Source organism: Mycobacterium sp. URHD0025 (assembly GCF_000426065.1).
Lineage (GTDB): Bacteria > Actinomycetota > Actinomycetes > Mycobacteriales > Mycobacteriaceae > Mycobacterium.
Genome location: NZ_AUEQ01000011.1, coordinates 109,569 through 130,885 on the forward strand (window position 1 = coordinate 109,569; position 21,317 = coordinate 130,885).

General features: G+C 66.9%; 25 protein-coding genes. 15 read left to right on the forward strand and 10 right to left on the reverse strand.

Going from position 1 to position 21,317, the window contains the following annotated elements:
- Positions 1–18: 18 nt before the first annotated feature.
- Together H977_RS0117420 and H977_RS0117425 are read right to left on the reverse strand one after the other, a co-directional pair.
- On the reverse strand, positions 19–519 hold the full coding sequence (locus tag H977_RS0117420; protein ID WP_029109053.1) for a nuclear transport factor 2-like protein: 501 nt from the start codon (positions 517–519) through the stop codon (positions 19–21).
- Between the two features lie 45 nt (positions 520–564).
- Positions 565–966 carry a hypothetical protein gene (locus H977_RS0117425; RefSeq protein ID WP_029109054.1) on the reverse strand — a complete coding sequence of 134 codons (402 nt, stop codon included), beginning with the start codon at positions 964–966 and terminating at the stop codon, positions 565–567.
- A 35-nt stretch (positions 967–1,001) separates the two neighbouring features.
- On the opposite strand from H977_RS0117425, the gene msrA reads away from it, so the two are divergent.
- A complete protein-coding gene (gene msrA / locus H977_RS0117430) occupies positions 1,002–1,514 on the forward strand; it encodes a peptide-methionine (S)-S-oxide reductase MsrA (RefSeq protein WP_029109055.1) in 513 nt (170 codons plus the stop codon).
- Here the strand turns inward: msrA and H977_RS0117435 are convergent.
- On the reverse strand, positions 1,511–2,884 hold the full coding sequence (locus H977_RS0117435; protein WP_502691183.1) for a cytochrome P450: 1,374 nt from the start codon (positions 2,882–2,884) through the stop codon (positions 1,511–1,513). The two genes, msrA and H977_RS0117435, sit on opposite strands and share 4 nt — an antisense overlap.
- A gap of 75 nt (positions 2,885–2,959) precedes the next feature.
- Between H977_RS0117435 and H977_RS0117440 the strand changes: the two genes are divergently transcribed.
- Entirely contained in the window at positions 2,960–3,535 is a 576-nt protein-coding gene (locus H977_RS0117440; RefSeq protein WP_029109057.1) for a TetR/AcrR family transcriptional regulator, read from the forward strand.
- 15 nt (positions 3,536–3,550) lie between these two features.
- Here the strand turns inward: H977_RS0117440 and H977_RS0117445 are convergent, their stop codons facing one another.
- Entirely contained in the window at positions 3,551–4,120 is a 570-nt protein-coding gene (locus H977_RS0117445; protein WP_029109058.1) for a TetR/AcrR family transcriptional regulator, read from the reverse strand.
- Positions 4,121–4,174: 54 nt separating this feature from the next.
- On the opposite strand from H977_RS0117445, the gene H977_RS0117450 reads away from it, so the two are divergent.
- Positions 4,175–4,846: a class I SAM-dependent methyltransferase gene (locus tag H977_RS0117450; RefSeq protein ID WP_029109059.1), complete on the forward strand. Its 672-nt coding sequence runs from the start codon at positions 4,175–4,177 to the stop codon at positions 4,844–4,846.
- On the opposite strand, the gene mmpH is transcribed toward H977_RS0117450, so the two are convergent.
- The 5 genes from mmpH to H977_RS0117475 all read right to left on the reverse strand — a co-directional run bounded on the left by mmpH (position 4,843) and on the right by H977_RS0117475 (position 9,042).
- Positions 4,843–5,925, reverse strand: a complete 1,083-nt coding sequence (gene mmpH, locus H977_RS0117455) for an MMP endo-(1,4)-3-O-methyl-alpha-D-mannosidase (RefSeq protein WP_196808267.1) — start codon at positions 5,923–5,925, stop codon at positions 4,843–4,845. The two genes, H977_RS0117450 and mmpH, sit on opposite strands and share 4 nt — an antisense overlap.
- Before the next feature lie 9 nt (positions 5,926–5,934).
- Positions 5,935–6,657 (reverse strand): class I SAM-dependent methyltransferase, encoded by a 723-nt coding sequence (locus H977_RS0117460; protein WP_029109061.1) that lies wholly within the window; start codon positions 6,655–6,657, stop codon positions 5,935–5,937.
- Complete coding sequence (manT, locus tag H977_RS0117465; RefSeq protein ID WP_029109062.1) at positions 6,651–7,898, reverse strand: MMP alpha-(1->4)-mannosyltransferase; 1,248 nt, start codon at positions 7,896–7,898, stop codon at positions 6,651–6,653. The genes H977_RS0117460 and manT overlap by 7 nt, the downstream gene beginning before the upstream one ends.
- Before the next feature lie 130 nt (positions 7,899–8,028).
- Positions 8,029–8,484 carry a PPOX class F420-dependent oxidoreductase gene (locus tag H977_RS0117470; RefSeq protein ID WP_029109063.1) on the reverse strand — a complete coding sequence of 152 codons (456 nt, stop codon included), beginning with the start codon at positions 8,482–8,484 and terminating at the stop codon, positions 8,029–8,031.
- A gap of 9 nt (positions 8,485–8,493) precedes the next feature.
- A complete protein-coding gene (locus H977_RS0117475) occupies positions 8,494–9,042 on the reverse strand; it encodes a cysteine peptidase family C39 domain-containing protein (RefSeq protein ID WP_029109064.1) in 549 nt (182 codons plus the stop codon).
- A 136-nt stretch (positions 9,043–9,178) separates the two neighbouring features.
- Between H977_RS0117475 and H977_RS0117480 the strand changes: the two genes are divergently transcribed.
- The 7 genes from H977_RS0117480 to H977_RS0117510 all read left to right on the forward strand — a co-directional run bounded on the left by H977_RS0117480 (position 9,179) and on the right by H977_RS0117510 (position 14,690).
- Positions 9,179–9,457, forward strand: coding sequence for a hypothetical protein (locus H977_RS0117480; protein ID WP_051288929.1), 279 nt, complete (start codon positions 9,179–9,181; stop codon positions 9,455–9,457).
- Between the two features lie 36 nt (positions 9,458–9,493).
- A complete protein-coding gene (locus H977_RS0117485; RefSeq protein ID WP_029109066.1) occupies positions 9,494–10,288 on the forward strand; it encodes a DUF427 domain-containing protein in 795 nt (264 codons plus the stop codon).
- Between the two features lie 75 nt (positions 10,289–10,363).
- On the forward strand, positions 10,364–12,193 hold the full coding sequence (locus H977_RS0117490; protein WP_029109067.1) for a hypothetical protein: 1,830 nt from the start codon (positions 10,364–10,366) through the stop codon (positions 12,191–12,193).
- Entirely contained in the window at positions 12,193–12,390 is a 198-nt protein-coding gene (locus tag H977_RS33385; RefSeq protein WP_036476313.1) for a hypothetical protein, read from the forward strand. The genes H977_RS0117490 and H977_RS33385 overlap by 1 nt, the downstream gene beginning before the upstream one ends.
- Positions 12,387–12,827 (forward strand): hypothetical protein, encoded by a 441-nt coding sequence (locus H977_RS0117500; RefSeq protein ID WP_029109068.1) that lies wholly within the window; start codon positions 12,387–12,389, stop codon positions 12,825–12,827. Before H977_RS33385 ends, H977_RS0117500 begins: the two co-directional genes overlap by 4 nt.
- Positions 12,824–14,110 (forward strand): hypothetical protein, encoded by a 1,287-nt coding sequence (locus H977_RS0117505; RefSeq protein ID WP_036476315.1) that lies wholly within the window; start codon positions 12,824–12,826, stop codon positions 14,108–14,110. Before H977_RS0117500 ends, H977_RS0117505 begins: the two co-directional genes overlap by 4 nt.
- A gap of 10 nt (positions 14,111–14,120) precedes the next feature.
- Entirely contained in the window at positions 14,121–14,690 is a 570-nt protein-coding gene (locus tag H977_RS0117510) for an isochorismatase family protein (protein WP_286162647.1), read from the forward strand.
- Here the strand turns inward: H977_RS0117510 and H977_RS0117515 are convergent.
- A complete protein-coding gene (locus H977_RS0117515; protein WP_029109071.1) occupies positions 14,683–15,498 on the reverse strand; it encodes an enoyl-CoA hydratase/isomerase family protein in 816 nt (271 codons plus the stop codon). The genes H977_RS0117510 and H977_RS0117515 overlap by 8 nt on opposite strands.
- A gap of 102 nt (positions 15,499–15,600) precedes the next feature.
- Between H977_RS0117515 and glgX the strand changes: the two genes are divergently transcribed.
- The 5 genes from glgX to H977_RS0117540 all read left to right on the forward strand — a co-directional run bounded on the left by glgX (position 15,601) and on the right by H977_RS0117540 (position 21,314).
- Positions 15,601–17,712, forward strand: coding sequence for a glycogen debranching protein GlgX (glgX, locus tag H977_RS0117520; protein ID WP_051288909.1), 2,112 nt, complete (start codon positions 15,601–15,603; stop codon positions 17,710–17,712).
- A gap of 297 nt (positions 17,713–18,009) precedes the next feature.
- Entirely contained in the window at positions 18,010–18,462 is a 453-nt protein-coding gene (locus tag H977_RS0117525; RefSeq protein WP_036476316.1) for a MarR family winged helix-turn-helix transcriptional regulator, read from the forward strand.
- Positions 18,459–19,286 carry an ATP-binding cassette domain-containing protein gene (locus H977_RS0117530; RefSeq protein ID WP_029109074.1) on the forward strand — a complete coding sequence of 276 codons (828 nt, stop codon included), beginning with the start codon at positions 18,459–18,461 and terminating at the stop codon, positions 19,284–19,286. The genes H977_RS0117525 and H977_RS0117530 overlap by 4 nt, the downstream gene beginning before the upstream one ends.
- 43 nt (positions 19,287–19,329) lie before the next feature.
- Positions 19,330–20,082: an ABC transporter permease gene (locus tag H977_RS0117535; protein WP_036476370.1), complete on the forward strand. Its 753-nt coding sequence runs from the start codon at positions 19,330–19,332 to the stop codon at positions 20,080–20,082.
- Positions 20,083–20,156: 74 nt separating this feature from the next.
- Positions 20,157–21,314, forward strand: a complete 1,158-nt coding sequence (locus H977_RS0117540; RefSeq protein ID WP_029109076.1) for an acyl-CoA dehydrogenase family protein — start codon at positions 20,157–20,159, stop codon at positions 21,312–21,314.
- Positions 21,315–21,317: the final 3 nt, after the last annotated feature.

Genomic DNA, 21,317 nt, shown 5'->3' on the forward strand with positions numbered 1-21,317 from the left:
TCCTCTTCGCGCAAGCGCTCATCGGCCGAACTTCTTGAGCCACTCCTCGGCCTCATCGGTCAGGGTCCCGAGTTCGGCTGCCTTGCGGCACCACTTGCGCGCCGCCGAGGCGAATCGCAGTGGGTTGTAGACGTCTTCCTGCCGTGACCACAGGCCGTCGCCGGCATAGGTGAGGATCGAGATGTTGGTGGCGCTGATGATGGTGCCGTCCCCCGGATCGCGCATCGGGTTGTCCAGTTCGCAGATGATGCGGCCCGTGGGTTCGTCGATCACCGACCACAGCGACGGGAAGGCCGTCATGTAGCTGCCGGGGAAGGTGGTCATGGTCTTCCAGATCCACGGCCGGACCTGCTCGCGGCCCTTCATGGTGCCCACGGCGTGCTCGATGTAATCGACGTCGACCGTGTAGTGGTCCGCCCAGATGTCCCAGTTCTTGGTCTGCGCGGCCCGGTCGACGGTCTGCTCGAATGTTTCGAAGGCAGCGGCGAGTTCATCGCGGCTGAAGGACCTGCTCGTCACCCCAAAACTAGAACACGTTCTACCGGCCTTTGTCGAGACCTGTCGCTACACCGCCAGCACCTGCCGAGAACCCAGCGGTGCCTGCAGTTCCACCTCGGCGGTGCCGCTCACCGCGAGGGCGATACACATGCGGCCGACGGACTCCGGTGGTGTGCCGCCGCGAAGCTCGATCGTGACTGTGTCGGCGGTCTCCCGCGTGATCAGGTGGACGCCGAAGCAGTCCGGGGTGCCCGCCGTGAAGTTGACCCGCAGGCCGCCGTCGTCACGGCTGAAGGATTCGATCCGGGTGATGTGCGGACCGACGATGGCGGGGTTGTCGGTGAACAGGGTCCGCGCCGGATCGGGCGGCACCTCGGGCACTGCCGCCGGCTGCGGGTCGGCACCCGCGGTAGGGCCACCGGCCAGCAGGAGTAAACAGGCGAGCCCGGCGGTTGCAACTGCACGCATGACCACCACGGTAATCACGGAGCACAATGGGGAACATGGGCAACTATTCGACAGCGATTCTTGCGGGCGGCTGCTTCTGGGGCATGCAGGATCTGATCCGTAAGCAGCCCGGGGTGATCTCGACGCGCGTGGGCTACACCGGTGGACGCAACGACCACCCGACCTACCGGAATCATCCCGGCCACGCCGAGGCCGTGGAGATCGTCTACGACCCGACACAGACCGACTATCGCGCGCTACTCGAGTTCTTCTTCCAGATCCACGACCCGTCCACCAAGGACCGGCAGGGCAACGATGTCGGCAGCAGCTACCGGTCGGCGATCTTCTACCTCGACGACGAGCAGAAGCGGGTCGCGCTCGACACCATCGCCGACGTGGACGCGTCGGGTTTGTGGCCCGGCAAGGTGGTCACCGAGGTGACCGCGGCGGGCGATTTCTGGGAGGCCGAGCCCGAGCATCAGGATTACCTGCAGCACTACCCGAACGGGTACACCTGCCACTTCCCTCGCGCCGGCTGGAAGCTCCCGAAGCGTCAGACCACGAGCTAGGGACGGTCAAGCCCGAGCGGCGTGGCGCGGCGATGTACGACGAGGCGTCCGCCCGCCGCCGGGGTGTAGGCCACTCCGCGGGAGTGCACCTTTTCTCCCGGTGCGGTCGTGGTGTCGATGACGAAGTGCCGCAATACCGTTCGCAGTACCACGTCCATCTCGACGTTGGCGAACACCGCTCCGACGCAGCGTCGGGTGCCGCCGCCGTACGGTAGCCAGCCCAGGCCCGGGCGGCTGCCGACGAATCGCTGTGGGTCGAACCGGTCTGGCTCGGAAAACTCCTTCTCGGCCTCCTGGATCTGCGAGATGGCCACGATGACCGAATGGCCACGCGGTATCTCCCACTCCCCCAGCCGGATTGACGGTGCGTAGACATGGCGGCCCGCGAAGTCGATGACGGTGCGGTTGCGTTGCACCTCAAGGATGGTGGCCTGACGGTATTCGTTGCCGTCGGTGGCGGCCTCGTCCACCAGCTCGGCCAGCACCTGTGGATGGCGGCTGATCCGCTCGAAGGCCCAGCCCAGGGTGGACGCCGTGGTCTCGTGGCCTGCGGCCAGCAAGGTCAGGAGCTCGTCTCCGATGTCCTTGCGGGACATGGCCGATCCGTCCTCGTAGGTGCTGCGCAACAGCAGCGCCAGGATGTCGTCGCGCTGGTCGAAGTCGGGATCGGCTTCGACCCGGTCGATCAGCCGGTCGATTACGGCGTCATAGCGTCGACGGTATGCGGCGAGCCGTCCCCAGGGACTGAACCGGCCGTACGTCCGGGCAGGGGTGGGTACCACCACCAGCCGTGAGCCCAGGGTGACCCAGGGCGGGATGATGCGGCGCAACTCGTCGAGTTGTTCGCCATCGGCGCCGAACACCGCGCGCAGGATCGCGTTGAGGGTGATCCGCATCATCGGTTCGAGCGTCTCGAACTGCCGGCCTTCCGGCCAGTTCGCCGTTTCCCGCAGCGTCTCCTCTTCGAAGATCTGCTCGTAGTTCCTGATGCTCTTGCCGTGGAACGGCGGGGTGAGCAGCTTGCGGCGGCGACGATGGTCGGTGCCGTCGAGGGCGAAGACCGATCCGGAGCCCAGGATGCGGCTGAGGTTGGGCTGGATGTTGCCGACATCGTCGGTGTTGGCCGAGAACAGTTGTTTGGCCAGTTGGGCGTCGGCCACGATCACGGTGGGGCCGAAGATCGGGAGCCTGAGGCTGAAGACGTCCCCTTGCCGGCCGGAGATCTGTTTGACGACCCAGCGCCGGGCCAGAGCGAAGCCGAGGGCCTGCAGCGGCCTGGGAACCCGCGCGGGAGGCGGTGTCCGTCCCGGTGCGGCGCTCTCGGTGGTCTTCTCAGCAGCTACGAGCTCGGTCATACCATCTCCAGCCAGTCCTGGTACCGCGCAGTACCAACGTTGTGAGGTACGGTACTCCCAGGTACCAGGCGGCGCAAGGGGGTTGGCACGATGACCTACCGGCTACGCCTGCTCGACGGGCTTGCCGCGGCCATCAACGACAAGGGCTATCGGGAGACCACGGTGGCCGACATCGTCCGTCATGCCCGTACGTCCAAGCGCACGTTCTACGACCAGTTCGGCACCAAGGAAGACGGCTTCCTCGAACTGCTGCGCGCCAACAACTCCGCCCTGGTCGAGCGCATCCAGGCTGCGGTCAACCCCGAGGCGTCGTGGCCCGATCAGATCGGGCAGGCCGTGGGCGCCTACGTCGACCACATCGCGTCGGCCCCGGCCATCACGCTGAGTTGGATCCGCGAACTGCCCGCACTGGGCAGCCGGGCCCGTCCGTTGCAACGCGAAGCCCTGCGCGAGCTGACGGATCTGCTGATCCAACTGAGCGACAGTGCCGGTTTCCGGCACGCCGGACTACCTCAGCTCACCGAGCCGATGGCCATCATCCTGCTGGGTGGGCTGCGGGAGTTGACCGCGCTGATCGTCGAGGACGGCCGCGACATCCACGAGATCTACGGGCCCGCGGTGGCCGCGTCGACGGCGATCCTCGGCCCCCGCCCGGCGCAGCCCTGACGAACCGGCCAGAGATCAGCGCAGTATCAGCCGGGCCGACTTCTCCAGCCGCTGGGTAACGGCGGCGTAGGGGTCATAACCCATTCCCGCCCACACCAGGGTGCCGGTGTACAGCAGTTCCAGCGCTTCGATGACGTCCAGGTTCACCTCTGGCCCGAGTGCGGCAACCAGGCGACCGCGGATGTCGCCGCCGATGCGCTGACGCAATGCGTCGACGTCCGGGGCCTTGCCCAGCAGCGCGTTGGTCACCGCCCCGGCGAACTCGGGTTCGTCGGCCACCAGCGAGGCGATGTGCTGCAACACCTCGACCACCCGGGTGGCCGGATCGGCCGACTCGTGCGCGGCGGGCGGCGCGGCCGAGAGCCGGCGCCAGAACACCTCGGCCACAAGGTGTTCCTTGGAGGAGAAGTAGGTGTAGGCGGTCGCCGCCCCGACGCCGGCCTCCGCGGCCACCCGACGCACGGTCAGCCCGGCGAATCCGTCGCGGGTGATCAGCTGCAACGCGGCCCGTCCGAGCCGTTCCACAGTGTCTGCCTGCCGTGCACTCAGGCGGCGGCGCGTCGACTCCAGGGCCGCATCAGACACGTGTCCGGACGCTACTACAACCGCCCATCACCAGCAACGGTAGGTTGTGCATTCATGAGCACCGCTGACACTGCCCTGCCACCTCACGCACAGCGCCTGTTCGCCCTTGCCGAGCAGATCACCGGATTCATGCCGGCCGACGAGGGCCGCGCCCTCTACGACGCCGCGGTGCGCTACCTCGACGGCGGTATCGGGGTCGAGATCGGCACCTACTGCGGCAAGTCGACCGTCATGCTGGGCGCGGCCGCGCAGGAGACAGGATCGGTGGTCTACACCATCGACCATCACCACGGCTCGGAGGAGCACCAGGCCGGCTGGGAATACCACGACACCACCATGGTCGATCCGGTGACCGGACTGTTCGACACCCTGCCCACCATGCGCCACACCCTCGATGCCGCCGGCCTGGACGAGCACGTGGTGGCCGTGGTCGGCCGCTCACCCGTGGTGGCCCGGGGCTGGCGAACGCCGTTGCGGCTCTTGTTCATCGACGGTGGCCACACCGAGGAGGCCGCGCAGCGGGACTTCGACGGCTGGGCCCGGTGGGTCGAGGTGGGCGGGGCGCTGATCATCCACGACGTGTTCCCCAACCCCGACGACGGCGGGCAGGCGCCGTTCCACATCTACCAGCGCGCACTGGCGACCGGCGCCTTCGACGAGGTCGCCGCGATGGGATCGATGCGGATTCTCCAGCGATCCTCCGGCGAGCCGGGGCAGCTGGACTAGCGGTCGCCGGCCTTCGGGCCCGCCACGCACTCGCAGTCGTATTCGCCTTCCAGGCCACGGGGCAGCCCGACTCCCCGGAAGATGCCGCTGGCCGCGGTGGTCTGCGACAGCGCATCGGCGGCCAGGATCATGGCCGCGCCGGTCCAGGTGGTGCGCTCCTCGGGCCAGCGCTTGCCATCGGCGAAAACCAGCCCGGTCCAATAGGATCCGTCGTCCTCACGCAGGTGCTGCATGGCCGCGAATTGTTCGTGGGCCCGCCGGGCGTCACCCATCGCGTCCAGTGCCATCACCAGCTCGCAGGTCTCCGCTCCGGTGACCCAGGGGCGGTGATCGACGCACCGGATACCCAGTCCGGGCACCACGAAGTCGTCCCAGCGGTCGTCGATCCGGGATTGCGCCGCGGCGCCGCGCAGCGCTCCCCCGAGCACCGGGTAGTACCACTCCATCGCATGGGTGTCCTTGGCGGAGAACGCCTCTGGATGCGCGGCGATGGCGTGCCCGAGACGGCCGACGGCGACCTCCCATTCCGGCTGGGGGTCGTCGAGGTAATCCGCGAGGGCCAGCCCGCACCGGATGCTGTGGTACACACTGGCGCAGCCGGTCAGCAGCGCCTCTTCAACCGGACCGGAAGGGCTTGCGGCCCAATAGACCTCGCCGCCGGAGGCCTGCAGGCCCAGCACGAAGTCGAGCGCGCCGGTCACCACCGGCCACATCGATTCGGCGAAGGCGCGGTCCCCGGTGATCAGGACGTGGTGCCAGACGCCGGTGGCCACGTAGGCGCAGAAGTTGCTGTCGCTGTTGGCGTCTTCCACGACACCGTTGCGCAGCTGGATCGGCCACGAACCATCGGCGCGCTGTACGGTGCGGCACCAGTCGAAGGCCGCGCGGGCCGGTTCGATCAAGCCCGCCACGGTCAACGCCATGGCGTTCTCGACGTGATCCCACGGGTCGGTGTGACCGCCGTCGAACCACGGCAGCGCCCCCGAGGATTCCTGGGTCGCGGCTATCGACCGCGCCGTCTGCAGGCAGTCTTGCGGCGTCAGAACTCCGGGCACACCCGGGATCTCAGGTACTCGCACCGGTTCGGCCTACCCGTTGAATTCGGGCTTGCGGAAATAGAGCGCGACGCTCTTGCCGATCACCGGGTTCAGCAGCGACTCGGCGGTACGGGTCAACCAGGGCCGGCCCATCATGTCCCACACCAGCAACTGGTGGTACGCCTTGACCGCCGGGTGATCGTTCTTCTCGGTGCCGACAAGACATTTGAGCCACCAGTACGGCGAGTGCAGCGCATGCTCGTGGTGGGTGTGGGTGAGCTTGAGTCCGTGCGCCAGAACCTTGTCGCGCAACTCGTCGGCCTTGTAGATGCGGATGTGACCGCCCTCGTTGGCGTGATACTCGTCCGACAGCAGCCAGCACAATTTCTCCGGGAGCCAACGCGGCACCGTGATGGCAAGTGAGCCACCGGGTTTGAGCACCCGCACCAGCTCGGCGATGGCCAGCTCATCTTGCGGAACGTGTTCCAGGATCTCGGAGGCGATGACGCAGTCGAAGTTCGAGTCGGGGTAGGGCAGGTCGAGCGCGTCGCCCTTGACCGCCTCACCCTTGGCCGACAACGGGACCTCGCCCGCTTCCCGCATGGCCTGCAGCATCGTGTCGACGTCGTTGAGGTCGGACACACTCTGGTCGAATCCGACGACATTGGCCCCGCGCCGGTATGCCTCGAACGTGTGCCGGCCCGCACCGCAGCCGACGTCGATCACCGTCGTACCAGGACCCACTCCGAGGCGGTCGAAATCGACGGTCAGCATGCGGCCCCCTTTTTCCCTACCCGCTCACGGGCCATCTCGTACACCGATACCGTCTGTGCGGCAACCGATTCCCAACTGAACACATCGAGCGCCCGCTGTCGCCCGGCGGCGCCGAGCTTGCGGCGCTCCAACGGTGAATCGAGCAGTTCGCCGAGCACCGCGGTCAACTCGTCGACATCGGCCGGGCGCACCAACCGGGCGCAGCTACCGTCGTCGCCGACCACCTCGGGCAGCGCACCGGCACGGCTCGCCACGATGGGGGTGCCGCTGGCCATGGCTTCCACGGCGGGCAGTGAGAAACCTTCGTACAGCGACGGGATACACGCCACCTCGGCCGACGCCAGCAGCGCGGCGAGTTCCTCGTCGCTCAGGCCGCTGGAGCTGTGCACGATGTCGGAAATCCCGAGCTCGGCGATGAGTTTCTCGGTCGGACCGTTCGGCTCGAGCTTGGACACCAGCTGCACGTCGAGATTGCGTTCCACGCGCAGCCGGGCCACCGCATGCAGCAGATGGCTGACACCCTTGAGCGGTACGTCGGCACTGGCGATGGCGATGATGCGTCCGCTCACCCGATGCTCGGCGGGCCGGAAGAGTTCGGTGTCCACCCCCAGCGGCACGATGTGCAGCTGGTTCGGCGCCACCCCGAAGTCCTCGGCGATGTCGGCGGCCGAGGACGACGAGACGGTGAGCAGTTCGGGGATCCTGCGGGCCACCTTCTTCTGCATCTCCGCGAACCCGTACCAGCGCCGCACCAGCGGTTTGCGCCACCATTTGGCGGCGGCGATCTCGACCACGCGGTCCCGGGTGATGGGGTGGTGCACGGTGGCCACCACCGGCAGACCCAGGCCGGCGATCTTCAGTAGCGCCGAACCCAGGCTCTGGTTGTCGTGGACGACGTCGAACTCGTCGCGGCGCTCGGCCAGGATCCGGGCGACCCGCATGGTGAACGTCCGCGGCTCCGGGAACCCTGCGCTCCACATGGTGGCCAGCTCCAGGGCGTCGATGCGGTCGCGAATCTCGCTGGGCCTTGGCACGCGGAACGGGTCCGGCTCGCGGTACAGGTCGAGGCTGGGGACCTTGGTCAACGTGACCCGGGGATCCAGGCCCTCGGGGTAGGGCTGGCCGGAGAACACCTCGACGTCGTGGCCGAGTTCGGCGAGGCCGCGGCTCAGATGGCGCACATAGACACCCTGGCCACCGCAATGAGTCTTGCTCCGATAGGACAGCAACGCGATACGCATAATCAGATCACCCGACGGCCGGAATCGTGCTGAGCTGGGAATACACGCTCACGCGTCGACTCCGAACCCTCTGGACATGTGTCCAGACTATAGTTTGGCCTGCTAGCCAACGCAACGCGTCCACCGGCGTTCAGCCCGGAGGGAAGCCCCCGGTGGCCACCGGCCCCCACCGCGTGGGCGTGATCCGGATCAGGCACTTGCGCTGCTCCACCATCGCCTGCCGGTATTCATCCCAATCCGAATGCTCACCGGCGACCGCCCGGAAGTAGTCGACGAGCGGTTCCACCGCGTCGGGCAGTCCGATCACCTCGGCATCGCCGTCGACTTGCACGTACGGTCCGTTGAACTCGTCGGACAGCACCGTCACGCTGGCCCGCGGCGTACGACGCAGGTTTGCCGACTTGGCGCGCTGCGGATAGCTGGCGATCACGATGCGGCCCTCGGCGTCCACTCCGCCCGTCACCGGCGAGGTCTGCAGCGAGCCATCGGCGCGGAACGTCGTCAACACCATGTGGTGCCGCGGACGAACGAAGTCCAGGAGTTCATCGAGACCTACGGTGTCGGCGGTCGCATACTTTCGGGCCATGTCCTGACGTTAGTAGCCGTCGCGCGGCACGACGAACGCGAACGGCCGGGGAAATCCCAGCCCGGTCAGCCGAGCATTCCGCACAGCATCGACGTCGACGGGCAGCACCTTGCCCGACGACGGTTCGTAGCACTCCAGTACATCGGGGTCCTCGTCGGCGGCGCCGACGACCAAGACCCAGTGGCGCGGAATACCGCGTTCGCCGATGAGCATCGCCACCGGCCAGCCGGCGACGGCAGCATTGCGCACATCCGACAACGCGTCGCCGGTGCCACGGAAGCGCCGCCACCGGTACGTCACTCCACGTTTGGCGCTGTGGTCGCTCAGCGCCCGGGCCATCCCCGCGGGCGTGGTCCCGAGTTGCCGTGGCCAAATCCGGTTGACGGCAGCGTGAATTCGGCCTTGTTCGGCAGCGAACCAAGCCGCGCCGTCGGCGTGCAGCAACTCCGCGCGATACGTGTGATCCAGCATGGCACCGGCCACCACCGCAACCGTCGGGCCGCACGTCACCCCGTCGCGCTGGCGTAGCCGTAAGGCCGCCAATTTCGCTGGCTTCACACAGATCCGGTCATTGAATCGATCAATTCCTGCCATCGGAACTAAAGCGTCTGAGCTGCCGGTTTTACCCGACATATCGCAGCGTATCGAAATGCCGCGAACCAGAACAGGGAAGGACATTCCAGTGCGAAATGCCATCGGTAGGTCACGAATCGTCGCCGCGGCAGTGGGCGTCGCGGTGGCCGCAGTCATCGGATCAGCCGGCCCCGCCGCGGCCGCGCCCAGCGGGCCCAGCAATGCCGAGCAGACCATCAGACAGCTTCAGTCCCAGGGCTATACGGTGATCGTCAACCGTCTCGGGTCGTCACCACTGGACGAGGCTTCGGTGGTCGCCGTTCGGCCCGGCCCGAACTTCAGCCGCACCGACACGTTGAGCGCGCTCACCCAGCGGACCGTGTACGTCGACGTCAAGTAGCAGACAGCCACCGGCATCGGAGTCGATAATGACCGCATGGCGGTGAACATGGCGGATCTGCTGGGCAGCAGGCTCGACTCTCTTCGATACCAGCCCACCGCCAAACGGATTCGGATCTGCCTCGGTGGCGAGCCGGTGGCCGACACCGGAGCGGCCATCCTTGTATGGGAGCCGCGGCGGGTGGTTCCGACGTATGCGGTGCCGCGTTCGGCGTTGACCGCACAACTGGTTCCGGCGGGCGGTGATGTGGGCGACGACGAGATCCCCGGCTTCCTCGACCCGTCGGTGCCGTTCGTCGCGCACACTTGCCCGGGGACTTCGTTCGACGTCATCGCCGGTGGCGAGTCCTGTCCCGCCGCGGCCTTTCGGCCCGACGACCCGGAGCTGCGCGACTACCTGATCATGGATTTCGCGTCGTTCGAGTGGCGCGAGGAGGACGAGCCGATCGTCGCGCACCCGCATGATCCGTTCCACCGCATCGACATCCGGCGCAGCCGCCGACGTATCCGCATCGAGCTCGACAGAACAGTGTTGGCCGAATCCTCAAGTCCCATGCTGTTGTTCGAGACGGGTCTGCCCACCCGGCACTACCTGCCGCGCGCCGATGTGACCGTCGAGCTCGACGTGAGCGACACCGTCACCTATTGCGCGTACAAGGGCCGGGCCACCTACTATTCGCCGGCCGGCGGCCCCGCGGATCTGGCCTGGTCGTATCACGAGCCCTTGATCGACGCGGTGCAGGTCCGCGACCACATCTGCTTCTTCGACGAGCGGGTCGACGTGTTTGTCGACGGCGAACGTATAGAGCGGCCCGTCACGCCCTGGAGCTGAGGCCGAACGCCTGTTTCGAGCAGGCCGGTTCTGGCAACATCAGTCACCAGCACTGCCAGTCGACCGGAGGTCATGATGGGCTCATCGAATGTCACGGTCACCGCAGCTGCCGGTACCGAAGGCGGTGGTGCCGCGCTCGACCAGGTGATCGGCATGTCGGTGGTCGCGATCATCGTCACCGTCGCCCTCCTGTGGATCGGTTACCTGCACCGCAACCGGCGCATCACCTGGCTGAACGATTTCGCCGAATTTCTGGGCCGCAAGTTCCACCGGCCGCCGTGGGTTGCGCTGCAGGTGTTCCTGTTCACCGCGACCATCATCTGCGCGCTGTTCGGCTTCATCTGGGATGTGAGCCTGCACATCGGCAAGGGCCGAGATCCGGGCCCGCTGGCCAACCCTGCGCACTACTTCATCCTGTTCGGGCTGTTCCTGCTGTTCATCGCCGGTTCGATGGCGATCGTGCTGCCTTACGACAAGCCCGGCCCGGCCGCCATCCGGATCACCCGCAGCTGGTACGCCCCGGTGGGCGGCGTGCTGATGGCGGCGTGCGGGCTCTACGCACTCATCGGTTTCCCGCTCGACGACATCTGGCACCGCATCTTCGGTCAGGATGTCACGCTCTGGGGCCCAACGCATTTGATGTTGATCGGCGGCGCCGGGTTGTCATTGATCGCCGTGCTGTTACTGGAGCACGAGGGCCGGGTGGCGATGGGCCCGGACAGCCTGGCCGAGGACAGCAAGTTCAACAAGTTCCTCTACTTCCTGTCGTTCGGCGGGCTGTTCATCGGGCTCTCGGTGTTCCAGATCGAATACGACTTCGGTGTCGAGCAGTTCCGCCTCGTCCTGCAGCCGATGATGATCGCGGCGGCCGCGGCACTGGCCGCGGTCGCGGCCCGGCTGGTGCTCGGTCCCGGCGCGGCCTTGATCGCCGCCGGATTCGCCGTCGCCCTGCGCGGCGCCGTGGCGTTGATCGTGGGCCCGGTCCTCGGTGCGCCGACGAGTTGGTTCGCGCTCTACCTGGGGCCGGCACTGGTGGTCGAGTTGCTGGCCCTTACTCCACTTGTGAAGCGCCCCATCCTGTTTGGCGCGGTAGGCGGGCTGGGTGTCGGCACCGTCGGGCTGTGGCTGGAATCGTTGTGGATCGGCGCGGTCTATCACTATCCGTGGCCGATGAGCATGTGGGGCGAGGCGCTGGCGATGGCGATCCCGGTGGCCATCGCGATGGGCCTGTGTGGCGCGCTGCTGGCCCTGGTGCTGACCGGCCAACCGCTGCCCCGGCCCGCGGTGGGTATCTCCATCGTGGTGGCCACCGTTCTGGTGATCGGCGGCGCTGTGACCAACGGGCTGCGTACCGAGGTTCCGCAAAATGCCAGTGCCACCATCGCTTTGACAGATCTTCCGCCGCGCGACGGGCACCGGATGGCCTCGGCCGACGTACAGATCACGCCGGCCGGTCTGATCGGCGACGACCCGGAGTGGGTGTCGATCCTGGCGTGGCAGGGCGGGCTGGCCGATCATCGTGGTCTGATGATCGACCGGTTGGACAAGGTTGGCCCGGGGCATTACCGCTCGACGCAGCCCATTCCGGTGTCGGGCAGTTGGAAGACCCTGCTGCGCGTGCAGGACGGCACCACGATGGCCGGGGTACCGATCTACCTGCCCGCCGATCCGGGTATCGGTGCCGACGAGACACCGGCGCTGGCCTCGAGCAATCGGGAGTTCGTGCAGGAGATCACGATCCTGCAGCGCGAACGCAACCTCGATCACCCGACCTGGCTGTACAACGCGGCTTCACTGGTGGTGCTGGTGTGCACGCTCATCCTTATCGCGGGCCTGACCTGGGGTGCGGGCCGGATCAACTCCAGGGAGATGGCCGCGGGCCGTGAACCTGCCGGGCTCACGTGATGGGTCCGATCCAGTATCAGGCTGACCACACGTTGCTGTTGGCGTTGCCGGCCTTCGCTCCGGCGGTGGTCGTGGTGGGGGTCGTGGTGTATGTGGCGATGCGGGACCGGCACCGCGGCGGGCCGCGTAGTGAGTCCAGCGGCGGGGACGCTCAAGATGAAGGTGCCGACTCCTCAAGCGAAGATGGTTCACCGTGATCAACCTCAAACACAGTGTCATCGTCGTGGCGTCCGCTCTCACCCTGGTGACCGCCGGTTGTGGCGGCTCCGGCGATTCGCAGAAGTCCGACGGCGCAACCGGTTCGGCCACCCCCTCGGTCACCACGGTCAATCCGTCGGACATGACCAACCCGCAGCAGGCACCGAGCCGGCTGTTGATCGACGTCACGATCAAGGGCGGTGAGGTGACCCCGACCAACAAGCAGTTGCAGGGCAAGGCCGGCGAGCCGATCGTGGTGCGGGTGAACAGCGATGTCGCCGATGAGTTGCATGTGCACTCCAATCCAGAGCACAGCTTCAAGATCGAGCCGCGTAGCGGCCAGCAATTCCAGTTCACGGTCGACGTGCCGGGCACCGTCGACATCGAGCTGCATCAGCTGAACCGCACGATCGCCAGCGTGCAAGTGCAGCAGTGAGGCCCGCGTCGACCGCTCTACTGGCCCACGGTCTGGGCGGTTCGACGGATCTCCCGATTCCCTACACCTATGCGCTGATCGGCGCGGCCTGGACGCTGACGTTCACCTTTGCGGTGGTGGCACTGGCCTGGCGGCAGCCCCGGTTCGATCCGGACAAGCCGGGGCTGCCACTGCCGCGCTGGGTGACGACGGGTCTGGACTCCGCGGTGACGCGCTGGGCCATCGGTCTGGTGTCGCTGGCTTTCACCGCATGGGTGGCGTACACCGCTCTCTCCCGGCCGGCGGATGCCAATCCGCTGCCGGGAGTCTTCTATGTGCTGCTGTGGGTGGGTGTGGTCGCGGCCTCGGTGGTGTTGGGCCCGGTGTGGCGGCTCATCTCCCCCATCCGCGCGGTGTACCGGTTTCTGCCGGGGCCTCGAGGCCGGCGCTATCCGGAACGCATCGGCTATTGGCCGGCGGCCGTCGGGCTTTTCGCTTTCGTCTGGCTGGAGCTGGCCAGCCCAGACCCGGGTTCCGTTGCGGCCATTCGTCACTGGCTTCTGGCCTATGTGGTGGTGACGTTCACCGGCGCATTGTGCTGCGGACAGCGATGGTTGGAGAGCGCCGACCCGTTCGAGGTTTACAGCACGGTGGTGTCGAAGCTCTCGCCGCTGCGTCGCCACGACGGGCGGATGGTGCTGGGCAATCCGTTCGATCACCTGCCCTCGCTGCCGGTGCGGCCCGGGCTGGTCGCCGTGCTGGCAGTGCTGCTGGGGTCGACCGCGTTCGACAGCTTCTCGGCGATGCCCCAGTGGCGCAACTTCGTCGACGGACATTCGGCATCGCCGCTGGGCGCCAGCCTGATCCGTACCGCGGGCCTACTGGTGTTCGCGGCCACGGTGGCCGTCACATTCTGGGCCGCCACCCGCACCACAGGAGGTGTCGATCGCCGGCTGCGGCGCCAATTGCCCGGTCTGATGGCGCATTCCCTGATCCCGATCGTCGTCGGCTACGTCTTCGCGCACTACCTGTCCTATCTCGTGGAGCGCGGCCAGCAGACGGTGATCCTGCTGTTCGGGCTGCACGATGCGCAGGTCAGCTATTTCCTGTCCGCCCACCCCACGCTCCTGGCCACTCTCAAGGTCGGATTCGTGCTGGCCGGTCATGTCGCCGGGGTGATCGCGGCGCACGATCGGGCACTGCGTCTGCTGCCGAAACACCACCAGCTCACCGGTCAGCTCGCGACGATGCTGGTGATGGTCGGCTACACCTTCACCGGGCTGTACCTGCTGTTCGGCGGGTAGCGTCGGGATCATGGAGATGTCCAAGCAGCCTCGGGCACTCATCGTCGTCGATGTACAGAACGATTTCTGCGAAGGCGGGTCGCTGGCGGTCGCTGGTGGGGCCGCGGTGGCGCGGGGCATCACGGCACTGCTGGCCACCGATCACGGATACGACCACGTGGTGGCCACCAAGGATTTCCACATCGACCCGGGTGAGCATTTCTCCGACACGCCTGACTTCCGGACGTCGTGGCCACGCCACTGCGTCGCCGAGACTTCGGGCGCGGCATTTCATCCCGATTTCGATCCGTCAGCGGTCGAGGCGGTGTTCGAGAAGGGCCACTATTCGGCGGCCTACAGCGGCTTCGAGGGCGTCGACGAGTCCGGGACGACGCTGGCCGACTGGCTGCGCCGTCGGGGCGTCGAGGCCGTCGACGTGGTGGGCATCGCCACCGACTACTGCGTGGCCGCCACCGCTGCCGACGCGGCCAGAGCCGGGCTGCATACCCGCGTTCTCACCGGTCTGACTGCAGGGGTAGCTCCCGAGAGCTCGAGGGCGGCCATCGACCAACTTCGCACGGCCGGAGTGCACATCAGCTAGTCGGGTCGACGGGCCGACCCGTCCAGCGCGGGTCCCGGCGCTCGACAAGAGCCCGTACGCCTTCGCGTGCGTCGTCGTGTGCCATCAGGTGCAGGTGAATCTCGGTCTCCCTGGCTCCGACGCCGGCGCGGTCGAGGTCGTAGGAATCCCACAGCAGCCGCTTGCTGGCCGCGACCGACATCGGTGCGGTGTTGACCGCGATGTCGTGGGCGAGTTCCAGGGCGGCCGGCAGCACTTGCTCGGCGGGCAGTACCCGGCTCCCCAGACCGAGTGCGACAGCCCTGTGCCCGTCAAATGTGGCGCCGGTCAACAAGATCTCCGCGGCGTTCGCCAGCCCCACCAGCCGCGGCAGGACCCAGTGCGAGTACGCGTCGCCCACCATGCCGCGGCGGGTCTGCACCACGCCGTAGCGGGCCTCGGCGGCGAAAATCCTGATGTCGCACTGCAATGCCAGTGTCAGCCCGATTCCGATGGCGTGCCCGTTGACGGCCGCGATCACCGGTTTGCCCAGGGACCAGGCCGGGACGGCCAACCCGGCGGCACTGAACTGCCGCCCGGGCTCCGTGAAGGTCTGCTCGCCCGCGCCGAGGTCCGCACCCGCGCAGAACGCGGGCGGGGTACCCGTCAGCACGATCACCCGGATCGCATCGTCGGCGTCGCAACGCAGGTAGGCATCGGCCAGTTCGTCGCGCATCCCGCCACCGAAGGCGTTGCGCTGCTGCGGGCGGTCCAGCGTGATGAGTGCGACGGAGTTCTCGACGCTGACCCGCACGGTCCGGTACTCCGGCAGATCAGCGCTGGTGGTCACACGGCGAACTTACCGCCGCTCGTTCGCGCGGCCGCAGTCCGCCCGGCACCGTATGGTCGATTTGTGACTTCCACAGATCGAGCTGACCAGTACGGGCTGGAAATGTGGCGGGGCAAGGCCTACCCGCTCGGTGCCACCTACGACGGCTCAGGCACCAACTTCGCTTTGTTCAGCGAGGTCGCTGACCGCGTCGAGCTGTGCCTGTTCGACCCCGACGAATCCGGGACACTTCGGGAGACCCGGATGACGCTGCCCGAGGTGGACGGATTCGTCTGGCACGGTTTCGTTCCGGGGATCGAGCCCGGCCAGCGGTACGGCTACCGGGTGCACGGTCCGTACGACCCGGCGGCCGGCCATCGCTGCAACCCGAACAAGCTGGTGCTGGACCCGTACGCCAAGGCCATCGAGGGAACCTTCGAATGGGGCCAGCCACTGTTCTCGTACGACTTCGACGATCCGGGCAGCCGCAACGACGACGATTCGGCGGCCAACATGCCGAAGGCCGTGGTGATCAACCCGTACTTCGACTGGGGCGTCGATCACCCGCCCAGTCACGAGTACGCCGACACCGTCATCTACGAGGCCCACGTCAAGGGCCTCACCCAGACCCACCCGGACATCCCGGAACAGCTGCGCGGCACGTACGCGGCCGTCGCCCACCCGGTGATCGTCGAGCATCTGAAAGCGCTGCGGGTCAACGCGATCGAGCTGATGCCGGTACACCACTTCGTCAATGACTCCACACTCGTCGACAAGGGATTGTCGAACTACTGGGGCTACAACACCATCGGCTTCCTGGCGCCGGACCCGCGCTACAGTTCGGCCGGCACCCCCGGCGGCCACGTCCAGGAGTTCAAGGCCATGGTGCGCGAATTGCACGCCAATGGCATCGAGGTGATCCTCGACGTGGTCTACAACCACACCGCCGAGGGCAACCACCTGGGCCCGACGCTGTCCATGCGGGGCATCGACAACGCCGCCTATTACCGGCTGGTCGATGACGACAAGCAGTACTACATGGACTACACCGGCACCGGCAACAGTCTCAACGTCGGCCATCCCCACGCGCTGCAATTGATCATGGACTCTCTGCGCTACTGGGTCACCGAGATGCACGTCGACGGGTTCCGTTTCGATCTGGCCGCCACGCTGGCCCGCGAGTTCTACGACGTGGACCGGCTGAGCGCGTTCTTCGAACTGGTGCAACAGGATCCGATCGTCAGCCAGGTGAAGTTGATCGCCGAGCCGTGGGATGTCGGCCCAGGCGGCTATCAGGTGGGTAACTTCCCGCCGCAGTGGACGGAGTGGAACGGGAAGTTCCGCGACACCGTTCGCGACTACTGGCGTGGCGAGCCGGCCACTCTCGACGAGTTCGCCTACCGCCTGACGGGTTCGGCCGATCTCTATGAGCAGACGGGCCGTCGTCCCTTCGCCTCGATCAACTTCGTCACCGCCCATGACGGCTTCACTCTTCGTGACCTGGTGTCCTACAACGAAAAACACAATGAGGCCAACGGCGAGGACAACCGCGACGGCGAGAGCAACAACAAGTCGTGGAACTGCGGCGCCGAGGGTCCGTCGGACGATCCCGAGGTGAACACGCTGCGTGGGCGCCAGCAGCGCAACTTCCTGGCCACTCTGCTGCTCTCCCAGGGCGTTCCGATGCTCTCGCACGGCGATGAGCTGGGGCGCACCCAGCGTGGTAACAACAACGTCTACTGCCAGGACAACGACATCTCCTGGATCGATTGGGCCAGTGCCGATTCCGATCTGCTCGAGTTCACCCGTTCGGTGTCGGCACTGCGCGCGGCGCATCCGGTGTTCCGGCGGCGCAGGTTCTTCGACGGCCGGCCGGTACGCGAGGCGGGCAGCGAAGGGCTGCCCGACATCGCCTGGTTCGCACCCGACGGTTCGGACATGACGGCCGAGGACTGGGAGACGGGGTATGCCAAGTCGGTGGCCGTGTATCTGAACGGCCAGGGCATCGCCGATCCCGACGTCCGGGGCCAGCGCGTGGTGGACGACTCGTTCCTGCTGTGTTTCAACGCGCATTACGAACCGATCGAGTTCGCCTTGCCACCGGCACAATTCGCGGCCCGATGGACGACGGCGATCAGCACGTCGGCAAACTCCACACGCGACACCGTCGCCGCCGGCGGCACGGTCACTGTCGACGCCAGAGCCGTCCTGGTGCTGCAGTCCGAATCAGATTGAACGTCAATTCAAAGAGTTGCTCATCGGCCGGATGTCCCTGCCCTAACCAGGAAGTCTGGTACCTTGAGCATGTAGCAGCCGTGGTCGCCTAAGTAGGCATTGAGCGCTTGTTCGATGTCACCGGCCGGGCGGGCTGGGGGGTACGAGCCGAAGAGCGGCGGCAACTACCCTGCGGCCACGGCTGCGGCCTCTCACCGGGTCCCGGCGGGCTCCTCCCCCACGATCAATTCGATTCATCTGACGCGCCTGCCGATCACTCATCGCCAATACCTCTGTCACAGAGGTATTGTGGCTCGCATGGAACCCGGACATGACCTCGTGAGCGAGCTGTTCACTGTCGTCGGCCGGTTCCGCAGGCAGCTGCGCCGCTCCACCGGCGGAGGATTCGATGCCACCGGGTTGACGCAGTCGCAAGGCGAGCTGTTGCGCCTGGTCGGCCGCCGGCCGGACATCTCGGTGCGGGAATCGGCGGCCGAACTCAGCCTGGTGCCCAACACCGCATCCACGCTGGTGTCCCGGTTGGTGGCCGACGGGCTACTGATCAGAACCCCCGACGATGCGGATCGCCGGGTCGTCCGCCTACGACTCACGCCGCATGCTCAGGCGATAGCCGACGAGTCGCGCGCCGCTCGCCGGGCCGCGCTGGCGGCCGCGCTGGCACAACTCGACGACGGCCAGATCACGGCTCTGGCAGATGGATTGGATGCGATGAGTGAACTGACCCGGCTGCTGCACGAGGGGGAACTGTGACCTCACCGGCCATCGACTGCAACCAGCTGACCCACCGCTACGGCGAGTTCACCGCCGTAGACGGCCTGACCCTGCGGGTTGACCGCGGTGAGACCATGGGCCTGCTGGGCCCGAACGGGGCGGGCAAGACCACGGCGGTGCGGGTACTGACCACGCTCACACCGGTGCAGCAGGGCGAGGTGCGTATCTTCGGCCTCGACGCCTCCCGGCGCACCATGGACATCCGGCACAACATCGGCTATGTCCCGCAACAACTCTCGATCGAATCGGCGCTTACCGGCAGGCAGAACGTCGAGTTGTTCGCGCGCCTGTACGACGTACCCCGTGCCGAACGCAGGGACCGGGTGAACCAGGCACTGGAGGCGATGCAGCTGCTCGACGTCGCCGACTCCGTGGCGGGCAGCTACTCCGGCGGAATGGTGCGCCGCCTCGAACTGGCCCAGGCACTGGTCAACCGACCGCTGCTGTTGATCCTCGACGAGCCGACGGTCGGGCTGGACCCCATCGCCCGCGACAGCGTCTGGACGCAGGTCGGCCGGATGCAGGCCGAGTTCGGGATGACGGTGCTGCTCACCACGCACTACATGGGCGAGGCCGACGCCCTCTGTGACCGGGTGGCCCTCATGCACCACGGACGTCTGCAGGCGGTAGGTACCCCTTCGGAGTTGAAGGAGCGGGTACTGAAGGCGACCGATACCCAGGACGCCTCGCTGGAGGACGTGTTCCGGCACTACGCCGGTTCGGATCTGACCGATGCCGAACAACAGTCCGGCGGCATGCGTGAGGTGCGTGCGACTCGCAGGACGGTCCGCCGTGTCGGCTGACGCTCTCGTCCTGGCACCGCGCGGAATGCGCCGGGTGCGCGCCATGTCCCGGCGCATGTCGGCCTTCGCCCTCGTCGAACTGCAGAAGCTGCGCCATGACCGCACCGAGTTGTTCACCCGCATGGTGCAGCCCGCGCTGTGGCTGCTGATCTTCGGCCAGACCTTCAGCCGGCTGCGCGTCGTCGACACCGGCGGCGTGCCCTACCTGGCCTTTCTGGCGCCGGGCATCATCGCCCAATCCGCCCTGTTCATCTCGATCTTCTACGGCATCCAGATCATCTGGGACCGCGACGCCGGCATCCTGGCCAAGCTGATGGTCACCCCGGCGCCGGCCTCCGCGCTGGTGGCGGGCAAGGCCTTCGCGGCCGGTGTGCGTTCGGTGGTGCAGGTGGTCGGGGTCGTGGCCCTGGCGTACCTGATGGGCATCGCGATGACGGTCAATCCGCTCCGCATCCTGGCCGCGATGGCGGTGGTGGCGCTGGGTGCGGCATTTTTCGCCTGTCTGTCGATGACGCTGGCCGGACTTGTCCGCAAACGGGACCGGCTGATGGGCATCGGCCAGGCGATCACCATGCCGTTGTTCTTCGCGTCCAATGCGCTGTATCCCGTCGACATCATGCCGACGTGGCTGCGCTGGCTGTCCACGGTCAACCCGCTCAGTTACGAGGTCAACGCGTTGCGCGGGCTGCTGATCGGCACCCCGACCAACTGGGCGCTCGACATCGCGGTGCTGATCGCGGCCGCGGTGCTCGGCGTGGCTGCTGCGTCGCTGTTGTTGCGCCGCCTCGTGCGCTAGAGCGGCGGACCCTCGCGAGCCCAACCAACCGGGTGGTTTAGTGTGCAGTCAGATCCACCGAGAGGGAGACGGTCATGCAACTGGCGCTCACACCGGAGGAAGCAGCTTTCCGCGATGAGCTGCGCACCTTCTACACGACGAAGATTCCCGCCGAGATTCGCGAACGAAACCGGCTCGGGCTGCCACTGGGCAAAGAGGGCATCCTCACGGCGCACAAGATTCTCCATGAGCACGGTCTTGCGGTCCCCAACTGGCCCGTCGAGTGGGGCGGCAAGGACTGGACGCCCAACCAGCACCAGATCTGGCTCGACGAGATGCAGCTGGCCGGTGTCCCCGAGCCGCTGACCTTCAATGCCCGGATGGTCGGCCCGGTGATCGCGGAGTTCGGCTCACAAGAGGTCAAGGAACGCTTCCTGCCGCCGACCGCGGCGCTCGACATCTGGTGGTGCCAGGGCTTCTCCGAGCCCGAGGCCGGTTCCGACCTGGCCTCGCTGCGCACCACCGCGATCCGCGACGGCGACAGCTACGTGGTCAACGGCCAGAAGACCTGGACCACGCTGGGCCAGCACGCAGACTGGATCTTCTGCCTGGTCCGCACCGACCCGCAGGCGCCCAAGAAGCAGGCCGGAATCTCGTTCCTGCTGATGGACATGAACACGCCCGGCATCACGCTTCGCCCGATCAAGCTGATCGACGGCAGCTTCGAGGTCAACGAGGTGTTCTTCGAGGACGTCCGGGTGCCCGCCGACCAGCTGGTCGGCGAGGAGAATCAGGGCTGGACCTACGCGAAGTTCCTGCTCGGCAACGAGCGCACCGGCATCGCGCAGGTGGCCCGCACCAAGGTGCGCCTCGCCGAGGTGAAGGAACGTGCCGCCGCCAACGGCCTGCTGTCCGATCCGCTGTTCGCCGCACGCCTGGCCGAGGCCGAGAACGACGTGCTGGCATTGGAACTCACCCAGATGCGGGTGACCTCGGATTCGGCCGACGGCAAGCCCAGCCCGGCCTCGTCGGTGCTGAAACTGCGCGGCAGCCAGCTGCAGCAGACCGCCACCGAACTGCTGGTCGAGGTGGCCGGCGCCGACTCGCTGCCCTATGAGGCAGGAGATATCGCCTCACCGGAGTGGGCTCAGCACGCCGCCCCGCACTACCTCAACTACCGCAAGACCTCGATCTACGGCGGTAGCAACGAGGTGCAGCGCACCATCATCGCGTCCACCATTCTCGGATTGTGAGTT